Source organism: Streptomyces sp. GL_141 (genome assembly GCF_057834385.1).
This window is the reverse complement of record NZ_CM174402.1, coordinates 3,416,479-3,433,292: the sequence shown is the minus strand read 5'-3', so window position 1 is coordinate 3,433,292 and position 16,814 is coordinate 3,416,479. Positions and strand designations below refer to the sequence as shown.

The 16,814-nt window shown below is 73.0% G+C and carries 16 protein-coding genes and 3 tRNA genes; 14 read left to right on the top strand and 5 right to left on the bottom strand.

What is annotated here, in order from left to right; genetic code table 11:
* The first annotated feature begins 243 nt into the window (after positions 1 to 243).
* From htpX to AC3IX6_RS14710, 4 genes are all read left to right on the top strand, one after another.
* Complete coding sequence (htpX, locus tag AC3IX6_RS14725) at positions 244 to 1,107, top strand: zinc metalloprotease HtpX (protein ID WP_422462505.1); 864 nt, start codon at positions 244 to 246, stop codon at positions 1,105 to 1,107.
* Positions 1,104 to 1,496, top strand: coding sequence for a YccF domain-containing protein (locus AC3IX6_RS14720; RefSeq protein WP_489370531.1), 393 nt, complete (start codon positions 1,104 to 1,106; stop codon positions 1,494 to 1,496). The genes htpX and AC3IX6_RS14720 overlap by 4 nt, the downstream gene beginning before the upstream one ends.
* Positions 1,497 to 1,598: 102 nt before the next feature.
* Entirely contained in the window at positions 1,599 to 2,624 is a 1,026-nt protein-coding gene (locus AC3IX6_RS14715; protein WP_489370530.1) for a glycosyltransferase family 2 protein, read from the top strand.
* A gap of 71 nt (positions 2,625 to 2,695) precedes the next feature.
* A complete protein-coding gene (locus AC3IX6_RS14710) occupies positions 2,696 to 3,241 on the top strand; it encodes an SMI1/KNR4 family protein (RefSeq protein WP_489370529.1) in 546 nt (181 codons plus the stop codon).
* Here AC3IX6_RS14710 and AC3IX6_RS14705 read toward each other — a convergent pair.
* The 3 genes from AC3IX6_RS14705 to AC3IX6_RS14695 all read right to left on the bottom strand — a co-directional run bounded on the left by AC3IX6_RS14705 (position 3,225) and on the right by AC3IX6_RS14695 (position 6,831).
* On the bottom strand, positions 3,225 to 4,448 hold the full coding sequence (locus AC3IX6_RS14705) for an APC family permease (protein WP_489371450.1): 1,224 nt from the start codon (positions 4,446 to 4,448) through the stop codon (positions 3,225 to 3,227). The genes AC3IX6_RS14710 and AC3IX6_RS14705 overlap by 17 nt on opposite strands.
* A gap of 52 nt (positions 4,449 to 4,500) precedes the next feature.
* A complete protein-coding gene (locus AC3IX6_RS14700) occupies positions 4,501 to 5,928 on the bottom strand; it encodes a SulP family inorganic anion transporter (RefSeq protein ID WP_489370528.1) in 1,428 nt (475 codons plus the stop codon).
* Positions 5,929 to 6,342: 414 nt separating this feature from the next.
* Complete coding sequence (locus AC3IX6_RS14695; RefSeq protein WP_243333311.1) at positions 6,343 to 6,831, bottom strand: YajQ family cyclic di-GMP-binding protein; 489 nt, start codon at positions 6,829 to 6,831, stop codon at positions 6,343 to 6,345.
* Between the two features lie 198 nt (positions 6,832 to 7,029).
* Between AC3IX6_RS14695 and AC3IX6_RS14690 the strand changes: the two genes are divergently transcribed.
* Together AC3IX6_RS14690 and AC3IX6_RS14685 are read left to right on the top strand one after the other, a co-directional pair.
* Positions 7,030 to 7,111, top strand: a tRNA-Tyr gene (locus AC3IX6_RS14690).
* Positions 7,112 to 7,267: 156 nt separating this feature from the next.
* Complete coding sequence (locus AC3IX6_RS14685; RefSeq protein ID WP_489370527.1) at positions 7,268 to 7,705, top strand: DUF3574 domain-containing protein; 438 nt, start codon at positions 7,268 to 7,270, stop codon at positions 7,703 to 7,705.
* A 94-nt stretch (positions 7,706 to 7,799) separates the two neighbouring features.
* Here AC3IX6_RS14685 and AC3IX6_RS14680 read toward each other — a convergent pair whose 3' ends face one another.
* Together AC3IX6_RS14680 and AC3IX6_RS14675 are read right to left on the bottom strand one after the other, a co-directional pair.
* Complete coding sequence (locus AC3IX6_RS14680) at positions 7,800 to 8,456, bottom strand: SDR family oxidoreductase (RefSeq protein WP_489370526.1); 657 nt, start codon at positions 8,454 to 8,456, stop codon at positions 7,800 to 7,802.
* Positions 8,457 to 8,510: 54 nt separating this feature from the next.
* Positions 8,511 to 9,857 (bottom strand): amidohydrolase family protein, encoded by a 1,347-nt coding sequence (locus AC3IX6_RS14675; protein ID WP_489370525.1) that lies wholly within the window; start codon positions 9,855 to 9,857, stop codon positions 8,511 to 8,513.
* A gap of 1,645 nt (positions 9,858 to 11,502) precedes the next feature.
* Here AC3IX6_RS14675 and AC3IX6_RS14670 point away from each other — a divergent pair.
* The 8 genes from AC3IX6_RS14670 to AC3IX6_RS14635 all read left to right on the top strand — a co-directional run bounded on the left by AC3IX6_RS14670 (position 11,503) and on the right by AC3IX6_RS14635 (position 16,811).
* A tRNA-Thr gene (locus AC3IX6_RS14670) sits at positions 11,503 to 11,575 on the top strand.
* A 48-nt stretch (positions 11,576 to 11,623) separates the two neighbouring features.
* Positions 11,624 to 11,696, top strand: a tRNA-Met gene (locus AC3IX6_RS14665).
* Between the two features lie 88 nt (positions 11,697 to 11,784).
* Positions 11,785 to 11,949: a 50S ribosomal protein L33 gene (gene rpmG, locus AC3IX6_RS14660; RefSeq protein ID WP_003956487.1), complete on the top strand. Its 165-nt coding sequence runs from the start codon at positions 11,785 to 11,787 to the stop codon at positions 11,947 to 11,949.
* Between the two features lie 116 nt (positions 11,950 to 12,065).
* Positions 12,066 to 12,554 (top strand): FAS1-like dehydratase domain-containing protein, encoded by a 489-nt coding sequence (locus tag AC3IX6_RS14655; protein ID WP_489370524.1) that lies wholly within the window; start codon positions 12,066 to 12,068, stop codon positions 12,552 to 12,554.
* Between the two features lies 1 nt (position 12,555).
* Positions 12,556 to 12,984: a MaoC family dehydratase gene (locus tag AC3IX6_RS14650; RefSeq protein WP_489370523.1), complete on the top strand. Its 429-nt coding sequence runs from the start codon at positions 12,556 to 12,558 to the stop codon at positions 12,982 to 12,984.
* Positions 12,985 to 13,149: 165 nt separating this feature from the next.
* The gene (locus AC3IX6_RS14645) at positions 13,150 to 13,704 is read left to right on the top strand and encodes a TetR/AcrR family transcriptional regulator (RefSeq protein WP_489370522.1); all 555 of its coding nucleotides are present in this window, start codon (positions 13,150 to 13,152) and stop codon (positions 13,702 to 13,704) included.
* A 271-nt stretch (positions 13,705 to 13,975) separates the two neighbouring features.
* The gene (locus AC3IX6_RS14640; RefSeq protein WP_489371449.1) at positions 13,976 to 15,403 is read left to right on the top strand and encodes a DHA2 family efflux MFS transporter permease subunit; all 1,428 of its coding nucleotides are present in this window, start codon (positions 13,976 to 13,978) and stop codon (positions 15,401 to 15,403) included.
* Between the two features lie 352 nt (positions 15,404 to 15,755).
* Positions 15,756 to 16,811 (top strand): UDP-N-acetylmuramate dehydrogenase, encoded by a 1,056-nt coding sequence (locus AC3IX6_RS14635; RefSeq protein ID WP_489370521.1) that lies wholly within the window; start codon positions 15,756 to 15,758, stop codon positions 16,809 to 16,811.
* The last annotated feature ends 3 nt before the right edge of the window (positions 16,812 to 16,814 follow it).

The window sequence follows — 16,814 nt, the reverse complement described above, 5'->3', positions numbered from 1 at the left end:
GAGCCCGGCCGGAGCGGCCCCGGACCCGCGCCCGTAACCCGTACGGCCTAATCCCCGTGGCGCCCGCCGCGGCCCCACCACAGCCCCGCCCCCGGTCCACCGGGGCGGCGGGGACGGGTGCGCCCGGGGAACCTGCCGCCCTCACCTCGCGTTGACCAGGAAGGGAGGGTCCACTGGACCGTAGGCCCTCCGATCCCCAGATCCTGGACGGGTCCCCCTGCCGCACCACTTGGAGGGCGCACCGTGCACCGCCGGCACAACGGGCTGAAGACCGCCGTACTCCTCGGTGGTCTGTCGGCCCTCATCATCCTCATCGGAAGCTTCTTCGGCCGGGGCGGCCTGATCGTCGCCGTCTTCGTGGCCCTCGGCACCAACGCGTACGCGTACTGGAACAGCGACAAGCTGGCCCTGCGCGCGATGCGGGCCCGCCCCGTCAGCGAGTTCGAGGCACCCGAGCTCTACCGCATGGTGCGCGAGCTCTCCACGTCCGCGCGCCAGCCCATGCCCCGGCTCTACATCTCCCCGACCGAGGCCCCCAACGCCTTCGCCACCGGCCGCAACCCGCGCAACGCCGCGGTCTGCTGCACCGAGGGCATCCTGCGCATACTCGACGAGCGCGAGCTGCGCGGGGTCATCGGCCACGAGCTCAGCCACGTCTACAACCGCGACATCCTCATCTCGTCCGTCGCGGGCGCCCTCGCCTCCGTGATCATGTTCCTGGTCAACTTCGCCTGGCTGATCCCCATCGGCCGCTCCAACGACGACGAGGGACCGGGCCTCTTCGGCATGCTGCTGATCATGATCCTGGGCCCGCTGGCGGCCTCCGTGATCCAGCTGGCCATCAGCCGCTCGCGCGAGTACGAGGCCGACGCCTCCGGGGCCCAGCTCACCGGGGACCCCCTCGCCCTGGCCAGTGCCCTGCGCAAGCTGGACGCCGGCACCAAGCAGCTCCCGCTGCCGGCCGAGCCGCGACTGGAGACCGCGAGCCACATGATGATCGCCAATCCCTTCCGTCCCGGCGAAGGATTGTCCAAAATGTTTTCCACGCACCCTCCGATGGCCGAGCGCATCGCCCGGCTCGAACAGATGGCAGGCCGCAGTCAGTGAAGACCATCCTGAACCTCATTTGGCTCGTCCTCAGCGGAGTCTGGCTCTTCCTGGGCTACTGCTTGGCGGGTGTGATCCTCTGCATCACCATCATCGGAATCCCCTTCGGCATAGCCTCGTTCCGCATCGCCGTGTACGCCCTGTGGCCCTTCGGGTACACGGCCGTCGAGCGGCGTGACGCGGGCGCCGCGTCCTGCGTCGGGAACGTGCTGTGGCTGATCCTGGCCGGCTGGTGGCTGGCCCTCGGCCACATCGTCACCGGCATCGCGCTGTGCATCACGATCATCGGCATCCCGTTCGGCATCGCCAACTTCAAGATGGTCCCGCTCTCCCTGCTCCCGCTGGGCCGTGAGATCGTCCCCACGGACGCTCCGTTCGCCTCGCGCTGAGCCGCGCCGAGCCCGGATCCGGTTCATCCACTCGTATTAAAGTTCCGGGTTGCGGACGAGTGACGCGGACGAGCGGCACGCACAACGGGCAGGGAAGAACCGATGTCGACTGAGCCCTCTGAGCCCTCTGAGCCCTCTGAGCCTTCCGAGTTCTCCGAGCACTCCGAGCCCTCCACCACCCTCTCGGTGGTCGTGCCGATGTACAACGAGGAGGACGCGCTGCCGGCCCTGGTCGGCAGACTGCGCCCGGCACTCGACGCCATGGCCGTCCGCTACGAGGTCGTCGCCGTCGACGACGGCAGCAAGGACCGCACCGCGGAGCTGCTCACCGAGTTCCAGACCAAGTGGCCCGAGCTGCGGATCGTGCGGCTGCGCGGGAACTCCGGCCACCAGGCCGCCCTCACCGCGGGCCTGCACAGCGCCTCGGGCGCGTACGTGGCCAGCATCGACGCGGACCTCCAGGACCCGCCGGAGAAGATCCCGGAGATGCTCGACCTGGCCCGCGCGGACGGCCTCGACATCGTCTACGGGGTCCGGGCCGACCGGAGCACGGACACCGGGTTCAAGCGGCACACGGCCGGCGCGTACTACTGGCTGGTGCGCCGCCTGGTCGGCAAGCAGGTGCCCGCGCAGGCGGGCGACTTCCGGCTGCTGAGCCGCGCGGCGGTCGACGCGGTCAAGGCCATGCCCGACCAGCACCAGGTGTACCGCCTGCTCGTCCCGTGGCTCGGCTTCCCCAGCGGCCAGGTCACCTACCAGCGCGAGGAGCGGGTCGCGGGGGAGACCAAGTACCCGCTGAGCAAGATGCTCCGGCTCGGCGTCGACAGCGTCATCAACTTCTCCGCCGCCCCGCTGCGCCTGGCGACCTGGCTGGGCGTGGCCAGCTTCTTCGGCTGCCTGCTGATGGTGGGCGCCACCCTGGTGATCTACCTGAAGGGCATGACCGTCCCCGGCTGGACCTCGCTGTTCATCGTGATGCTGTTCCTCGGCGGCGTGCAGCTGATCTGCGTCGGCCTGCTCGGCGAGTACATCGGCCGCATCTACACGGCGGTGCAGCGCCGGCCCACCTTCTTCGTCGGGTACGACTCGCACGCCCCGGCGCGGAACACGGAGCGCCGAGCGGACTGACGCCGCCCCCCTCGCGGCGGCTGAAATCGCAGGTCAGGGTGATTGTCAGTGGGGGGTGTCACTCTGTGTGCATGGATGACACCGAGCAGTTGCTGAAGCAAGTCGCCGGCCGCGCACACGGCTCCCACCAGGGGCGGTACGCGGCCACCGGCACCCCCGCCGCGCCCCTTCCGGCGCCCCTGTCCGCCGCGGAACTGCGCCGGGCCGAGGCCGCCCTGGGCTTCGCCCTGCCGCCCCTCCTGGCGGCCCTCCACACCCGCGTGGCGGACGGCGGCTTCGGCCCCGAGTACGGGCTGCTGCCGCTGGAGCGCGCCGTCGCCGAATACGCCGCGATGCGTGCCTCGGCCTGGCGCTGGCCCGAGGGCGTCCTGCCCATAGCCGACTTCGGCTGCGCCCTGCGCGCCTGCGTGGACTGCCGCTCGGAAACCGCCCAAGTCCTGCTGTTCGAACCGAACTCGGGCGAGCCCGACCTCGCCTGGTTCCTCGAATCGCCCACGCTCGCCGACTGGCTGCGCGGCTGGCTCGACGGCAGCGCCTGGTTCAGCGAGGAATCGGGCGCGGGGGAGGACTGGGACCTGGAGCTGACCCCCTGGGCGGGCTTCAGAGCCCGGGTGTGAGCCGCCGCCGCACACCGTAGGCCAGCGCGCCCAGAGCCAGCACGGATGCCCCCGCGACCGTCGAGGCGGCGGGCAGCGCGCAGGCCAGCACCACGCAGCCGGACAGCCCCACCGCTGCCACGGCCCGGTCCTTGACACCTGAATCGAGAGTCCACGCGGAGGCGTTCGCGATCGCGTAATAGGCGAGCACGCCGAAGGAGGAAAAGCCGATCGCACCCCGCAGATCGGTGGTGGCCGCGAGCACGGCCACCACCGCGCCCACCGCCAGCTCGGCGTGGTGCGGCACCTGATGCCGCGGATGTACGGCGGCCAGCGCGCGCGGCAGATGGCCGTCCCGCGCCATCGCCAGGGTGGTCCGCGACACCCCGAGTACGAGCGCCAGCAGCGAGCCCAGCGCCGCCAGGGCGGCGCCCACCCGGACGACGGGAGTCAGTCCGGGCCACCCGGCCGCGCGCACGGCGTCGGCCAGCGGGGCCGCCGACCGCCCCAGACCGTCGGCTCCGAGCACCGACAGCGCCGCCACCGAGACCGCGGCGTAGACGAACAGGGCGATCCCCAGGGCGAGGGGAACCGCCCGCGGGATCGTGCGCTCCGGGTCGCGCACCTCCTCGCCCAGGGTGGTGATCCGGGCATAGCCCGCGAACGCGAAGAACAGCAGCCCGGCGCCCTGGAGCAGCCCGGCGGCGGCCCAGTCCGAGCCGCCGAGACGGCCGGCGTCGGCCGCGTCGGAGGACAGGCACGCCACGACGACCCCGGCCAGGACGGCCAGGACCACCGCCACGATCACCCGGGCGATCCGGGCGGACTTCTGCACGCCCCCGTAGCTCGCGGCGGTCAGTGCCACCACCGCCGCCACGGCCACCGCGTGCTGCTGCCCGGGCCACGCGTAGGCCCCGACCGTGAGGGCCATCGCCGCGCAGGAGGCCGTCTTGCCGACGACGAAGCCCCAGCCGGCCAGGTATCCCCAGAAGGGACCGAGCCGTTCGCGCCCGTACACGTAGGTGCCGCCCGAGGCGGGGTAGCGGGCGGCCAGCCGCGCCGAGGAGTGCGCGTTGCAGTACGCCACCAGGGCCGCGAGCGCGAGCGCGGCGAGGAGCGCCCCGCCGGCCGCGCGTGCCGCCGGGGCCAGCGCGGCGAAGATCCCGGCGCCGATCATCGCGCCGAGCCCGACGATGACCGCGTCGAAGACGCCCAGGGTGCGCTTCATCTCGTTGTTCAAGGCGTTCACGGGCGGAGGGTATCCGGGCCGGATGACGCGACTAGGTGACGCCCTCCCGGCCGGGGACCGGCGTGCGGCTCCGCTCCCAGCCGTCCAGCGCGGTCAGGCAGGCGTGGTCGAGGTGGCGCAGCCCGCTCAGGTCGAGGCGGACGACACCGCCGCGGGGGAGCGCTTCCAGCTCGTCGAGCAGTTTGGGCAGCCGCAGGAAGCTGGCGTTCCCCAGGATCCGCACGCGCAGTTCGTCGCCCTCCCACACCGCCTCGAGGTGCACGTGGGAGGTCTCCCAGGCCGCCTTGGCGACGGCGAGCCCCAGCCCGGCGAGCACCCCCTCGAAGAGGTTCGTGGTCACGATCGCCGCCGCCGTCGCCACCAGGACGACCGCCTCGCCCCGGTGCGACCTCCACAGGGCGGCCACCGCCCGCACCGGGAGCAGCTTCCAGCCCGCGTGCAGCAGCACCCCGGCCAGCGCGGCGAGCGGGACGGACTCCAGGAGGCCGGGGACGGCCACGGCGAACAGCAGCAGCCAGCCGCCGTGCAGGATCCGGGAGGCCCGAGTGCGGGCGCCGGCCTCGACGTTGGCGGCGCTGCGGACGATGACGGCGGTCATCGGCAGGGCCCCGAGCAGCCCGCAGAGGGTGTTCCCGACACCTTGGGCGACCAGTTCGCGGTCGTAATCGGTCCGGTCGCCGTCGTGCATGCGGTCCACGGCCGCCGCACTGAACAGCGTCTCGGCGGAGGCGATCAGAGCGAGCGCCACCACGGTCCCGACGGCCCCCACGGAGGCGAGCACCCCGAAGTCGTCCCAGCCGGGCGGGGTCACGGCCGACAGGACGCCGGTGACCCGGACCCGTTCCACCGGCAGCCGCAACAGCACGGCCGCGGCGGTCGCGGCCGCGACCCCGACGAGCGCACCCGGCACGAGCCGCAGCCGGTCGGGCATCCGCCGCCAGGCCACCAGGACAGCGACCGTCCCGGCCCCGAGCGCCACGGCCGTCCAGTCGGCGCGCCCGCCCAGCTCCAGCGCCCCGGCCAGCTTCTCCAGGGTCCGGGCCGGGGCCTGCGCACCGGCCACGGCGTACAGCTGACCGGCGATCAGCACGAGCCCGATACCGGCCAGCATCCCGTGCACGACGGCCACGGAGATCGCCCGGAACCACCGCCCGAGCCGCAGCACGCCCATGCCCAGCTGCACCAGGCCGGCGGCTAGGACGAGTGCACCGAGCGCGGGCAGCCCGTACGTGCGCACGGCCTCGTAGACGAGCACGGTGAGCCCGGCGGCCGGGCCGCTCACCTGGAGGGAACTGCCCCGGAACCAGCCGGTGACCAGCCCGCCCACCACCCCGGTGAGGATCCCGAGTTCGGCCGGCACCCCGGAGGCGACGGCCACTCCGACGCAGAGCGGTAGCGCGACCAGGGCGACCACCACGGACGCCCCGAAGTCTTCACGTAACGTGCCGGCCCCAGGCATGCGGGAACCCCCTGTCGAGGCGGTGACGGACACCCCTCACCCTGGTGGGCGCACTACCGCCCGCCCAAGTGCACACGGAGGACGGCACGGGCGCGTACGCCGTTCACGCCGGGCACACACCCACCGAGCGCCGGTCCGGCGACGCCGCCCACGACGCCCCGCCACAACGCCGGACCACAACCACCCCGCTGCCCGCGCCCGCCACCCGCGCGCTGCTCGCGCGCTGTCGCGCCTGCTGCCCGCGCCCACGGCCCGCGCCTGCTGCCCGCGCCCACGGCCCGCGCCCGCTGCCCGCGCCCGCCACCCGAACCCGCTGCCCGCGCGCTGCCGCGCCCGCCGCGACGACCGCGGCCCGGCGGTCCTCGAAGGACCGCCGGGCCGGCGTGCGGGCTGAACCGAGGCCGAAGCCGGTGATCAGCGGTAGTTCACGAACTGGATCGCGAAGTCCAGGTCCTTGCCCTTGAGGAGGGCCTGGACTTCCTGGAGGTCGTCGCGGCTCTTGGAGCTGACGCGCAGCTCCTCGCCCTGGACCTGGGCCTTGACGCCCTTGGGGCCCTCGTCCCGGATGATCTTCGCGACCTTCTTGGCGTTCTCCTGGGAGATGCCTTCCTCGATCGTGGCGAAGATCTTGTACTCCTTGCCGGACAGCTGCGGCTCACCGGCGTCGAGCGCCTTGAGGGAGATCCCGCGCTTGACCAGCTTGGTCTCGAAGACGTCCAGGACGGCCTTGACGCGCTCCTCGGAGTTCGCCTCCATCAGGATCTTCTCGCCGGACCAGGCGATCGTGGCGCCGGTGCCCTTGAAGTCGTAGCGCTGCGAGAGCTCCTTGGCGGACTGGTTGAGGGCGTTGTCGACCTCCTGCCGCTCGACCTTCGAGACGATGTCGAAACTGGAGTCGGCCATGTGCTGTGGCTCCTTGAAGTCGGTAGTGACGGCCCCGAAGGGCGCGGCCGGACATCCCCGGACCGCTCCGCAAAGCCTAGCCACCGCGCCCACGTGCGGTGCTGATCAATCCGGTGGCGAAGCACCCCCGGTCATCGGGTATCGTTTACGTCGTTGCCACGGAGCGCCGCCGCAAGGCGGAAAGATGGCAGCGATCATGGCGGTGTGCCCGAGTGGCCAAAGGGAGCAGACTGTAAATCTGCCGGCTCAGCCTACCCAGGTTCGAACCCTGGCGCCGCCACGCGAGTGAAACCCTCGCCCATTGCAGAAATGCGATGGGCGGGGGTTTTCTCGTATACCCGGACGCTCAACGATCCGTACGCCCCGCCGGGGGTGCGGGGTGAGCCCAACGGGCGGATCGGGCGTACCGATGTGGGGCTCCGGTCGTTCATCCGGCGTGAAATGGACTTCTGACACGCGCGGAAAGGTCGGCGGCGGGGTGCTCCTCGCCCTGCTCGGAGCGGGGATCCCGGCTCTGGTCGGAGCGGCGCTGAACGGCCATGTGGGGGATCCCTACCAGGAGACCCGGCTCTACTTCGGCACCGAGCGGCCGGACGGCCGTCCACCGGTCGGGGAGCGGGAGTTCATGGGGTTCCTCGAACGGGAGATCACCCCCGCCTTCCCCGAGGGGCTGACCCTCCAGGACGGCCGCGGCCAGTGGCTGCGGGACGGGAAGATCATCCACGAGATCTCGTACGAGGTGGTGCTGCTGTACCCGGAGAAGGAGGCCGACGAGCGCGGCACGCGCATCGAGCGGATCCGGAAGGCGTACGAGCAGCGGTTCCAGCAGGATTCGGTCGGCCGCTCCGACGACCGCCTGACCGCCGATTTCTGATCCGCCGAATTCTGACGTCCGGCGGCCGACCGCTGACCGGTCGGGTCCGTGCCCGGCCGGGGGGCCGTTCGCGTTCCCGGCCGCGGGGCGGCGGCTAGTTGCCCGCGACGTCCTTGACCGCCACCGGGACCGGGGTCGAGCCCGCGATCAGTTCCAGGGTGAGGCCCGCGGTCGCGGGCGTCTCGATCAGCTCGGCGAGGACCGCCGCCACGTCGTCGCGGGTGACCGGCCCGCGGCCCGTCTGCGCCTCCAGCTGGACCAGACCCGTACCCGCGTCGTCGATCAGCGAGCCAGGGCGCAGGATCGTCCACTCCAGACCCAGACGGGTGCGGACGTGCTCGTCGGCCTCGCCCTTGGCGCGGAGGTAGGCGTCGAAGATCTCGTCGCCCTCGCGGCGGGTGTCCGCGCCCATCGAGGAGACCATCAGGAAGCGGCGTACCCGGGCCCGTTCGGCGGCGTCCGCGAACAGCACGGCCGCGCCCCGGTCCACGGTGTCCTTGCGCCCGGCCCCGCTGCCGGGACCCGCGCCGGCGGCGAACACCGCGGCGTCCGCGCCCTGCAGGATGCCCGCCACGTGCTCGACCGACGCCGATTCCAGGTCGCACAGCACCGGTTCGGCGCCCGCCTCCCTGAGGTCGTCGCCCTGCGCCGGATCGCGGATGATGCCCGCGACCTCGTACCCGCGCGCGGCGAGCAGGCGCTCCAGCCGCAGCGCGATCTGACCGTGTCCACCCGCGATGACGATGCGCATGCCACGACCGTACGACGAGCCGGGCGACCGCGCCCGGGAACATGCGGTGAACGCTCAGGGGCCGGGCTCCATACGGCCCTGCCGGGGCAGGTCCAGGGCCACCGCGACGGCGGAGTCGCAGTACTCCCGTACGGCACTCGTCCGGGCTACCACCCGCCCGCGGTGGATCACGATCCGGCTGTACGCGAGGGACAGCACGCTCGCGATCCGGTCCCCGCGCACGGCGAGCAGCTCCGCCGGGAACCCGGCCTCCACCCGCACCTCCGGCAGGCCCATCGCCTCGCGGGCGGCGCCGGCGACCGAGTGGTAGGCCTCGGTGGCGCGGAGCCCGCCCTGGGAGGCCAGGAGGTACGCGGCTTCGAGCGGGTCCCCGCGTCCGACCGGGTTGCCCGCGTCCCGCAAGGCCCCGCTGCCCGCCGCGACACGCACCCCGGCGGCGCGCAGCAGCCGTACGGGGGCGGTGCGCAGGCCCCGCCGTTCCAGGGCCGCGCAGTCGCCCTGGGGGAGGCAGGTCACCCGTACGCCGGCGGCCGCCAGCTGGTCGGCGGCGCGGGTCGCCACGTCCAGCGGGAGCCGGGACAGACCGCCGCAGGGCCCGATGGAGACCCCGGGCCGCAGCCCGCCGGCCATCGCCGCGAGCCGGGACAGGCGGGCGGGGTCGTCGCCGTCGGTGTGCAGGTCGACGGGGCAGCCGTGCTCGGAGGCGAGTTCCAGTACGGCTTCGAGGAAGCCGGTGGGGTCGGGGTCGAGGTCGGGGCAGCCGCCGATGACGGAGGCGCCCATCTTCACGGCGTCCCGCAGCATGGCGAGCCCGTCGGCCCCGGCCACCCCGGTCAGCAGGCGGGGAACGGCGACGGTGGTGAGATCGGTGAGCCCGCGCAGGGAGCGGCGGGCCTGCAGCACGGCCTCCAGGGGGCCGAGGCCGTGTACGTCGCCGATGCGCACGTGGGACCGGACGGCCGTGGCGCCGTGCCCGAGCTGGAGCAGGGCCGCCTCGGTGGCACGGCGCTGCACCTCGTCGGGGGAGTACGAGACGGGCCCTTCGCTGTCCGCGGTCAGGGCGGTGTCCCCGTGGGAGTGGGGCTCGGCGGGCGCGGGGAGCAGCAGGTAGCCGGTGAGGTCGACGCGGGCGCCCGCGGCGGCGGGCAGGCTGCCGGCCGTGCCGACGGCCTGGATCCGGCCGCCGCCGAGGCGGACGTCGAGGCGGACGTCGACGGTGCGGCCGTCGGTGAGGCGGGCGCCGGTGAGCAGCAGGGTGGTGGACTCGGGGGCCGCCGGGGCAGGGTCTCCCTGAGTGCCCTCGGGGCCGCGGCCCTGCCCCTGTCCTTGCCCCTGCCCCTGGCCGCTGCCGGGGCGGTTGCGCGGGGAGTGGGACGGCTGCTGCGGCGGGCTGTCGGACATCGCGCTCCTGCGGTGGCTCGGGCGGTTCCTGGGGCCGTGGCCGCGGCCCGCGGCCCAAGATCACGCAGCGTGCTCAGAGCCTAGGGGGCAGGGGTGCCCGCTTCGCGGAAGAGGGCAATAGTCGTACCGGTGCGTCTGGGTGGATCGCCCGCCTAGGCGCCCCTCGCGGGCACGCCCCGGGTGCCGCCCCAGGGCCCCGCTTTGCGTCGCGCCTCCGGGTGTCGCCTCCGGGTCCCGCTCTGCGTCTCGCCCCAGGGTGCCGCCCCCCGGGTGCCGACCTCAGGTCCCGGCTCTGGGTACTGCCCCGGCCCCCGGCCCCCGGCCCCCGGCCCCTGGCCCCCGGCCCCTGGCCCCTGGCCCCTGGCCCCTGGCCCCTGGCCCCTGGCCCCTGGCCCCTGGCCCCTGGCCCCTGGCCCCTGGCCCCCGGCCCCCGGCCCTCGGCCCCCGGCCCTCGGCCCTCGGCCCCGGCCCTCGGCCCCGGCCCTGGCCTCGGCCTCGGCCCCTGCCCCTGGCTCCGGGTCCCTGGCTCCGGGTCCCTGACCCCTGACCCCGGGCCCCTGGCTCCGGGTCCCTGACCCCTGACCCCTGACCCCTGACCCCTGACCCCTGACCCCGGGCCCCTGACCCCGGGCCCCTGGGCCTCGCCTCCGGTGGGGACTCTGCGGTCGGCTCCGGTGCCGGTCTGAGTGGGCACCGCCCGGCCTGCAGTGGCCTCGGCCATGCGGGGGTTGCTGCTGCCTTGCGACTGGCCCGCCTGCGCGAGCCTGCGCCCGCTCTGGCCTCCGCTGAGGGCTCCGCGGCCGGCTCAGCGCGCCCGGGGCCTGCTGGGGCCTGGCCAGAGGCCCCGGCAGGCGCGGACTCCACGGTCTGCTCCGGTGGTGGTGGGGGAGTCGCTCCCGGGTCCGTAGCCGTCCTGGGGCCGGCTGTGGCCTCGCCGCATGCGTGCCGTGGACCCGTGCCTGGCCCCGCCCGCCGCTGTGATTAGCCCCGCGTCCGAGCCCGTCAGGGTCCGTGCCCGTGCCTGCGTACCCCGTACCCCGTACCCCGTACCCCGTCCTTCGCACCGGGCGGCTTCGAGCCGGCCCCGCCCCCGCCCCCGCCCGTCTGGTGCCCGGCCCCACCTCCGCGCCCGGTCCGGGTCTGGCCCCCGCCGGTTCGGGCTCGGCCTTGGTCCCGTCTCCGTGTCCCGCCCGGGCTCGGCCCGTGTCCCGCCCGGTCCGGGCCCGGCCCCACCTCCGCGCCCGGTCCGGGTCTGGCCCCCGCCGGTTCGGGCTCGGCCTTGGTCCCGTCTCCGTGTCCCGCCCGGGCTCGCCCGCGTCCCGCCCGGTCTGTGCTCGGCCGTGGACCCGTGCCTGGCCCCGGCCCCCCGGCCCCGTGGTTGTCCCACGGTCCCGGGGGTGTGTTCGCCCCGGGACTGACCCGGAGGGGCTGCGGAGCGGGGGTGGGGGTGGGGCTCGGGGTGACTCAGAGTGGGGGCGGGGGATCTTGGGTGTGATGCCTGACACCTTTCGGGGGGAAAGGTGCTCGGAGAGGGGCCGGAGGCGGGTTTCTCGGGGATCAAGAAAGGCGGCGGTGGTGCTCGGAGGCCAGGCCCCGCAAAGGATTTGGGCGATCGGCGGGCGACCGTGTAATGTCTTCCTCGCTCGCCCCAATAGCTCAGTCGGTAGAGCGTCTCCATGGTAAGGAGAAGGTCTGCGGTTCGATTCCGCATTGGGGCTCTGGTGAGAGAGGTTCCCCACCCTCGGGTGGGGAGCGGATCTCATCAAAGCGGCGTAGCTCAGTCGGTAGAGCAAGCGGCTCATAATCGCTGTGTCACCGGTTCAAGTCCGGTCGCCGCTACACACAGTAGCCGATTGCGGGGTCGGTCTCCCGATCGGCTACTCTTTTATGCGTTCATCCGTCCAATTGTCCGTCAAGGAGCACTCACGTGGCTGCCACCGACGTCCGCCCGAAGATCACGCTGGCCTGCGTGGAGTGCAAGGAGCGGAACTACATCACCAAGAAGAACCGGCGTAACAACCCGGACCGTCTTGAGATGAAGAAGCACTGCCCGCGTTGCAACTCGCACACCGCGCACCGCGAGACCCGCTAACAACTGGCGAAGTCTCGTACAACAGGCACAGTCATACCGTCATGAGGTCGTCCCCTTCATTGGGGGGCGGCCTTGTGTCGTTTCGACAGATCGTTTCAACAGGGAGGTAGGGAGTCATGGCGCTCGACCAGTCCTTCGTGGGGCGGAGCTACCCGCCCACCGATCCGTACGAGGTCGGCCGGGAGAAGATCCGCGAATTCGCGGTCGCGGTGGGTGACGCCAATCCGGTGTACACGGATCCCGAAGCAGCCAAGGCGTTCGGTCACCAAGACGTGATCGCCCCGCCGACCTTTGTGTTTGCCATCACATTCGTGGCGGCCGGCCAGGTCGTCGACGACCCGCAGCTGGGGCTGGACTACAGCCGCGTCGTGCACGGCGACCAGAAGTTCGCGTACACCCGTCCCGTGCGGGCCGGGGACCGGCTGACGGTGACCTCGACCATCGAGGCCATCAAGTCGCTCGCGGGCAACGACGTCATCGACATCCGCGGCGAGGTCCACGACGAGTCCGGCGAGCACGTGGTGACCGCCTGGACGAAGCTCGTCTCCCGGGCGCCCGAGCCCGCCGCCGCTCCCGCCGCCGGTTCCGCCCCCGAGGAGGCCTGAGATGGCTGCCCAGATCCAGTACGACGAAGTCGAGGTCGGCACCGAGCTGCCGGCGGCGTCCTTCCCCGTCACGCGGGCGACGCTGGTGCGGTACGCGGGTGCGTCGGGTGACTTCAACCCGATCCACTGGAACGAGAAGTTCGCCACCGAGGTCGGACTGCCCGACGTGATCGCCCACGGCATGTTCACCATGGCCGAGGCGATCCGCGTGGTGACCGACTGGGTCGGTGACCCGGGTGCGGTCGTCGAGTACGGCGTGCGGTTCACGAAGCCGGTCGTCGTCCCGAACGACGGGCAGGGTGCGCTGATCGAGGTCACGGCCAAGGTCGGGGCGAAGCTGGACGACAACCGGGTGCGGGTCGACCTGACGGCCACGAGCGCCGGGCAGAAGGTGCTGGGGATGTCGCGCGCGGTGGTTGCTCTCGCGTAGGGATCCCCGTCCCCCTGGCTCTCCCCGGAGTCGCTTGGGGCTCCTGTGGTTCCTGTATGACCGACAAGGCCCTGGCCGGCGAGGAAACTCGCAGGTCAGGGCCTTTTTGGTGGGTGCCCGGGGATCGGTCTTGCCAAGTTAGTGATTGAGTACTAACTTTGAAACATGGCAAGGATGAGTGCGGAAGAGCGGCGCGAGAGCGTCATCCTGGCGGCGATGGGCGAGTTCGCGCGGGGTGGGTACTACGGGACCTCCACCGAGGCGATCGCCAAGCGGGTCGGGGTATCGCAGCCGTACCTCTTCCGGCTCTTTCCGAACAAGCAGGCCATCTTCCTGGCCGCCGCCGCCCGCTGCATGGAGGACATCCGGCGCGTCCTCGAGGGGGCCGGCGAGGGTCTCCAGGGCGAGGATGCGGTCCAGGCGATGAGCGCGGCCTACATGCAGCTGATCGCCGAGCAGCCCGAGAAGCTGCAGATGCAGCTCCAGACGTACGTGACCGTCGCCGCGGCCGAGGCTGCCGGGGAGCCGGAGTTCGGTGAGATGGTGCGGGCCGCCTGGATGGAGCTGTGGGACACCCTGCACGTGCCGCTCGGGGCGGACGTGCAGGAGACGGCCAGCTTCCTCGCCTACGGAATGCTGATCAACGTCCTGTCGGCCATGGGGTTCCCTCCGGGGCACCGGGTCTGGGACGGCTGCTATCCGGGCGTCCGGCCCGAGTAGCGAGTGCGGCCCGAGTAGCGAGTGCGGCCCGGGTGGCGAGTACGGCCCTGTGTTCATACCCGCCGCCCCCTGCCGTCCGTCCGCCCTGCCGCCCGTCCGTTCGCCGTCGCGTCCCGCGCCTCCCGTCGTGTCCTGCCGGTCCGCCGGTACGGGGCTCGGTCATGTCCGTTGAAGTTAGTGATCAATAACTAGTTTTGGGGGAATCGTGCAAGACACCAAGCTTCGCGGGCCTGCCGTCTGGGCCCTCGTCATCACCGGGGCCGCCAGCTTCATGGCCGCGCTCGACAACCTCGTCGTCACCACCGCGCTCCCGTCCATCCGCGAGGACCTCGGCGGGAAGCTGGAGGACCTGGAGTGGACGGTGAACGCGTACACGCTCACCTTCGCCGTCCTGCTCATGTTCGGCGCGGCCCTCGGTGACCGGTTCGGCCGCCGCCGGCTCTTCATCGCCGGTACGGCCGTCTTCACCGTCGCCTCCGCCGCCGCGGCCCTCTCGCCCGGCATCGACGAGCTCATCGCCGCCCGAGCCGTCCAGGGAGTCGGCGCGGCGATCATGATGCCCCTCTCGCTCACGCTGCTGACCGTCGCCGTCCCCGCCGCCCGGCGCGGCATGGCCCTCGGCATCTACGGAGCCCTCACCGGCCTCGCCGTAGCCAGTGGGCCGCTCATCGGCGGCACCCTCACCGAGCACATCTCCTGGCAGTGGATCTTCTGGCTGAACGTCCCGATCGGGCTGGCCCTCATGCCGCTCTCCCGGATGCGGCTCGGCGAGTCCACCGCCCCGCAGGCGAAGCTCGACATCCCGGGCACCCTGCTCATCAGCGGCGGGCTCTTCGGCATCGTCTACGGGCTGGTCAACGCCAACGCGCACGGCTGGACCAGCCTTCCCGTACTCAGCGCGCTGCTGGTGGGGGCCGCGCTCGTGGGCGGGTTCATCCACCACGGCTTCCGCAACGCCAACCCGGTGCTGCCCATGCGGCTCTTCCGCGACCGGGGCTTCTTCGGCATCAACATGGCGAGCCTGCTGATGTTCGTCGGGATGTTCGGCTCGATCTTCCTGCTGAGCCAGTTCCTCCAGGGCGTCCTCGGCTACTCGCCCACCGAAGCCGGGCTGCGCATGCTCCCCTGGACCGCGATGCCCATGATCGCCGCCCCGATCTCCGGGATCCTCTCCGACCGGATCGGCAGCCGCCCCGTCGTGGTCGCCGGGCTGGCGCTCCAGGCCATCGGCCTCGGCTGGTTCGCCGTGATCCTGGGCACCGAAGTCTCCTACGCCGCCCAGCTCCCCGCGATGATCATCAGTGGCATCGGGATGGGCCTGTTCTTCGCTCCCGCCTCCAACGCCCTCATGTCCACCGTCGCCCCCGCCGACCAGGGCAAGGCCGCCGGCGCCAACAGCGCCCTGCGCGAAGTCGGCGGAGCCCTCGGCGTCGCCGTCCTCGCCTCCGTCTTCTCCGCCCAGGGCGGCTACCAGTCCGGGCAGTCCTTCACCGACGGCACCGTCCCCGCCCTGTGGATCGGCGGCGCCGCCGTCGCCCTGGCGGCCGTCCTGGCCCTGCTGCTCCCCGGCCGGGCCGCGGAGAAGGCCCGGGCCGCGGCGTCCCTGCCGACGGCGGAGCGGGCATCGGAGGACCCGTCGGCGGACGGCCACGGCGCGGCCCCGGCCGGCGGGCGCGTCCCCGAGAAGGTGGCCGTCTGAGCGGGTCCCGCTCGCCGGCCGGTGCCTGCGCGGCGGCCGGCGGGGGAACCGCAGCCGCCGCGCCGCACGCAGTCCCGTACGACACGTCACCAGCGAGGAAAGGCCCGTCATGCCCGGGCCCGGGTCCTGCGCCGCACCTTCCTGACCCTGTCTGGACGGTCCCGGCGAGCGAGCTCCCCGTCAGCTGGGGCGAGGCGGAGCGCCGCCTCGCCGAGCAGGCGGGGAAACAGGAGGAGGAGCGCGGGCCGGAGCGCGGGTGAGGCGGGCCGTTCCGGCCCCGTACGGCCCTGCGGTACGCGTACGGTCCGTGGCCCCGCCTGCTCGGGGGGACGCGGACCGTACTCTTGTCCACGTGCAGGAACTCCACGACGCCCCCCTCGCCCCGCTGACCACCTTCCGGCTCGGCGGCCCCGCCGCCCGGCTGGTCACCGCGACCACCGACGCCGAGGTCGTCGCCACCGTGCGCGCCGCGGACGAGAGCGGCACCCCGCTCCTGGTCATCGGCGGCGGCAGCAACCTGGTCATCGGCGACCGGGGCTTCGACGGCACCGCCCTGCGGATCGCGACCACCGGGTTCGCGCTCGACGGGACCCGGCTGGAGCTCGCGGCCGGCGAGAACTGGAGCGAGGCCGTCGCCCGCGTGGTCGACGCCGGGCTCGCGGGCATCGAATGCCTCGCCGGGATCCCCGGCTCGGCCGGCGCCACCCCGATCCAGAACGTCGGGGCGTACGGCCAGGAGGTCTGCGACACGATCACCGAGGTCGTCGCCTACGACCGCACCCGCGGGGAAACGGTCACGCTGTCGGCCGCCGACTGCGCGTTCGCGTACCGCGACAGCCTCTTCAAGCACCGGCCCGACCGGTACGTCGTCCTGCGCGTCCGGTTCGCCCTGGAGGACGCGGGCGGCCTGTCCGCGCCGGTCAAGTACCCCGAGACGGCCCGCGCCCTCGGCGTGCAGGCCGGGGACCGGGTGCCCGCGGCGCAGGCCCGGGAGACCGTCCTGCGGCTGCGCGCCGGCAAGGGCATGGTCCTCGACCCCGCCGACCACGACACCTGGTCGGCCGGCTCCTTCTTCCACAACCCGATCCTCGGCGACGAGGCGTACGCCGCCTTCCTCGCCCGCGCCCAGGAGCGCCTCGGCCCCGAGACGGCCCCGCCCGCGTACCCGGCCGGCGAGGGCCGTACGAAGACCAGCGCGGCCTGGCTGATCGACAAGGCCGGCTTCACCAAGGGCTACGGGGACGGCCCCGCCCGCATCTCCACCAAGCACACCCTCGCCCTCACCAACCGGGGCGAGGCCACCACCGAAGACCTCCTCGCCCTGGCCCGCGAGGTGGTCGCGGGCGTCCACGCGGCCTTCGGCGTCACCCTGGTCAACGAGCCGGTGACGGTCGGCGTCAGCATCTGAGGA

Coding starts and splice junctions, on each gene's coding strand:
- AC3IX6_RS14715 (WP_489370530.1), top strand. CDS start 1,599: ATGTCGACTGAGCCCTCTGAGCCCTCTGAGCCCTCTGAGCCTTCCGAG.
- AC3IX6_RS14710 (WP_489370529.1), top strand. CDS start 2,696: ATGGATGACACCGAGCAGTTGCTGAAGCAAGTCGCCGGCCGCGCACAC.
- AC3IX6_RS14705 (WP_489371450.1), bottom strand. CDS start 4,448: ATGAAGCGCACCCTGGGCGTCTTCGACGCGGTCATCGTCGGGCTCGGC.
- AC3IX6_RS14700 (WP_489370528.1), bottom strand. CDS start 5,928: ATGCCTGGGGCCGGCACGTTACGTGAAGACTTCGGGGCGTCCGTGGTG.
- AC3IX6_RS14695 (WP_243333311.1), bottom strand. CDS start 6,831: ATGGCCGACTCCAGTTTCGACATCGTCTCGAAGGTCGAGCGGCAGGAG.
- AC3IX6_RS14680 (WP_489370526.1), bottom strand. CDS start 8,456: ATGCGCATCGTCATCGCGGGTGGACACGGTCAGATCGCGCTGCGGCTG.
- AC3IX6_RS14675 (WP_489370525.1), bottom strand. CDS start 9,857: ATGTCCGACAGCCCGCCGCAGCAGCCGTCCCACTCCCCGCGCAACCGC.
- AC3IX6_RS14655 (WP_489370524.1), top strand. CDS start 12,066: ATGGCGCTCGACCAGTCCTTCGTGGGGCGGAGCTACCCGCCCACCGAT.
- AC3IX6_RS14650 (WP_489370523.1), top strand. CDS start 12,556: ATGGCTGCCCAGATCCAGTACGACGAAGTCGAGGTCGGCACCGAGCTG.
- AC3IX6_RS14645 (WP_489370522.1), top strand. CDS start 13,150: ATGGCAAGGATGAGTGCGGAAGAGCGGCGCGAGAGCGTCATCCTGGCG.
- AC3IX6_RS14640 (WP_489371449.1), top strand. CDS start 13,976: ATGGCCGCGCTCGACAACCTCGTCGTCACCACCGCGCTCCCGTCCATC.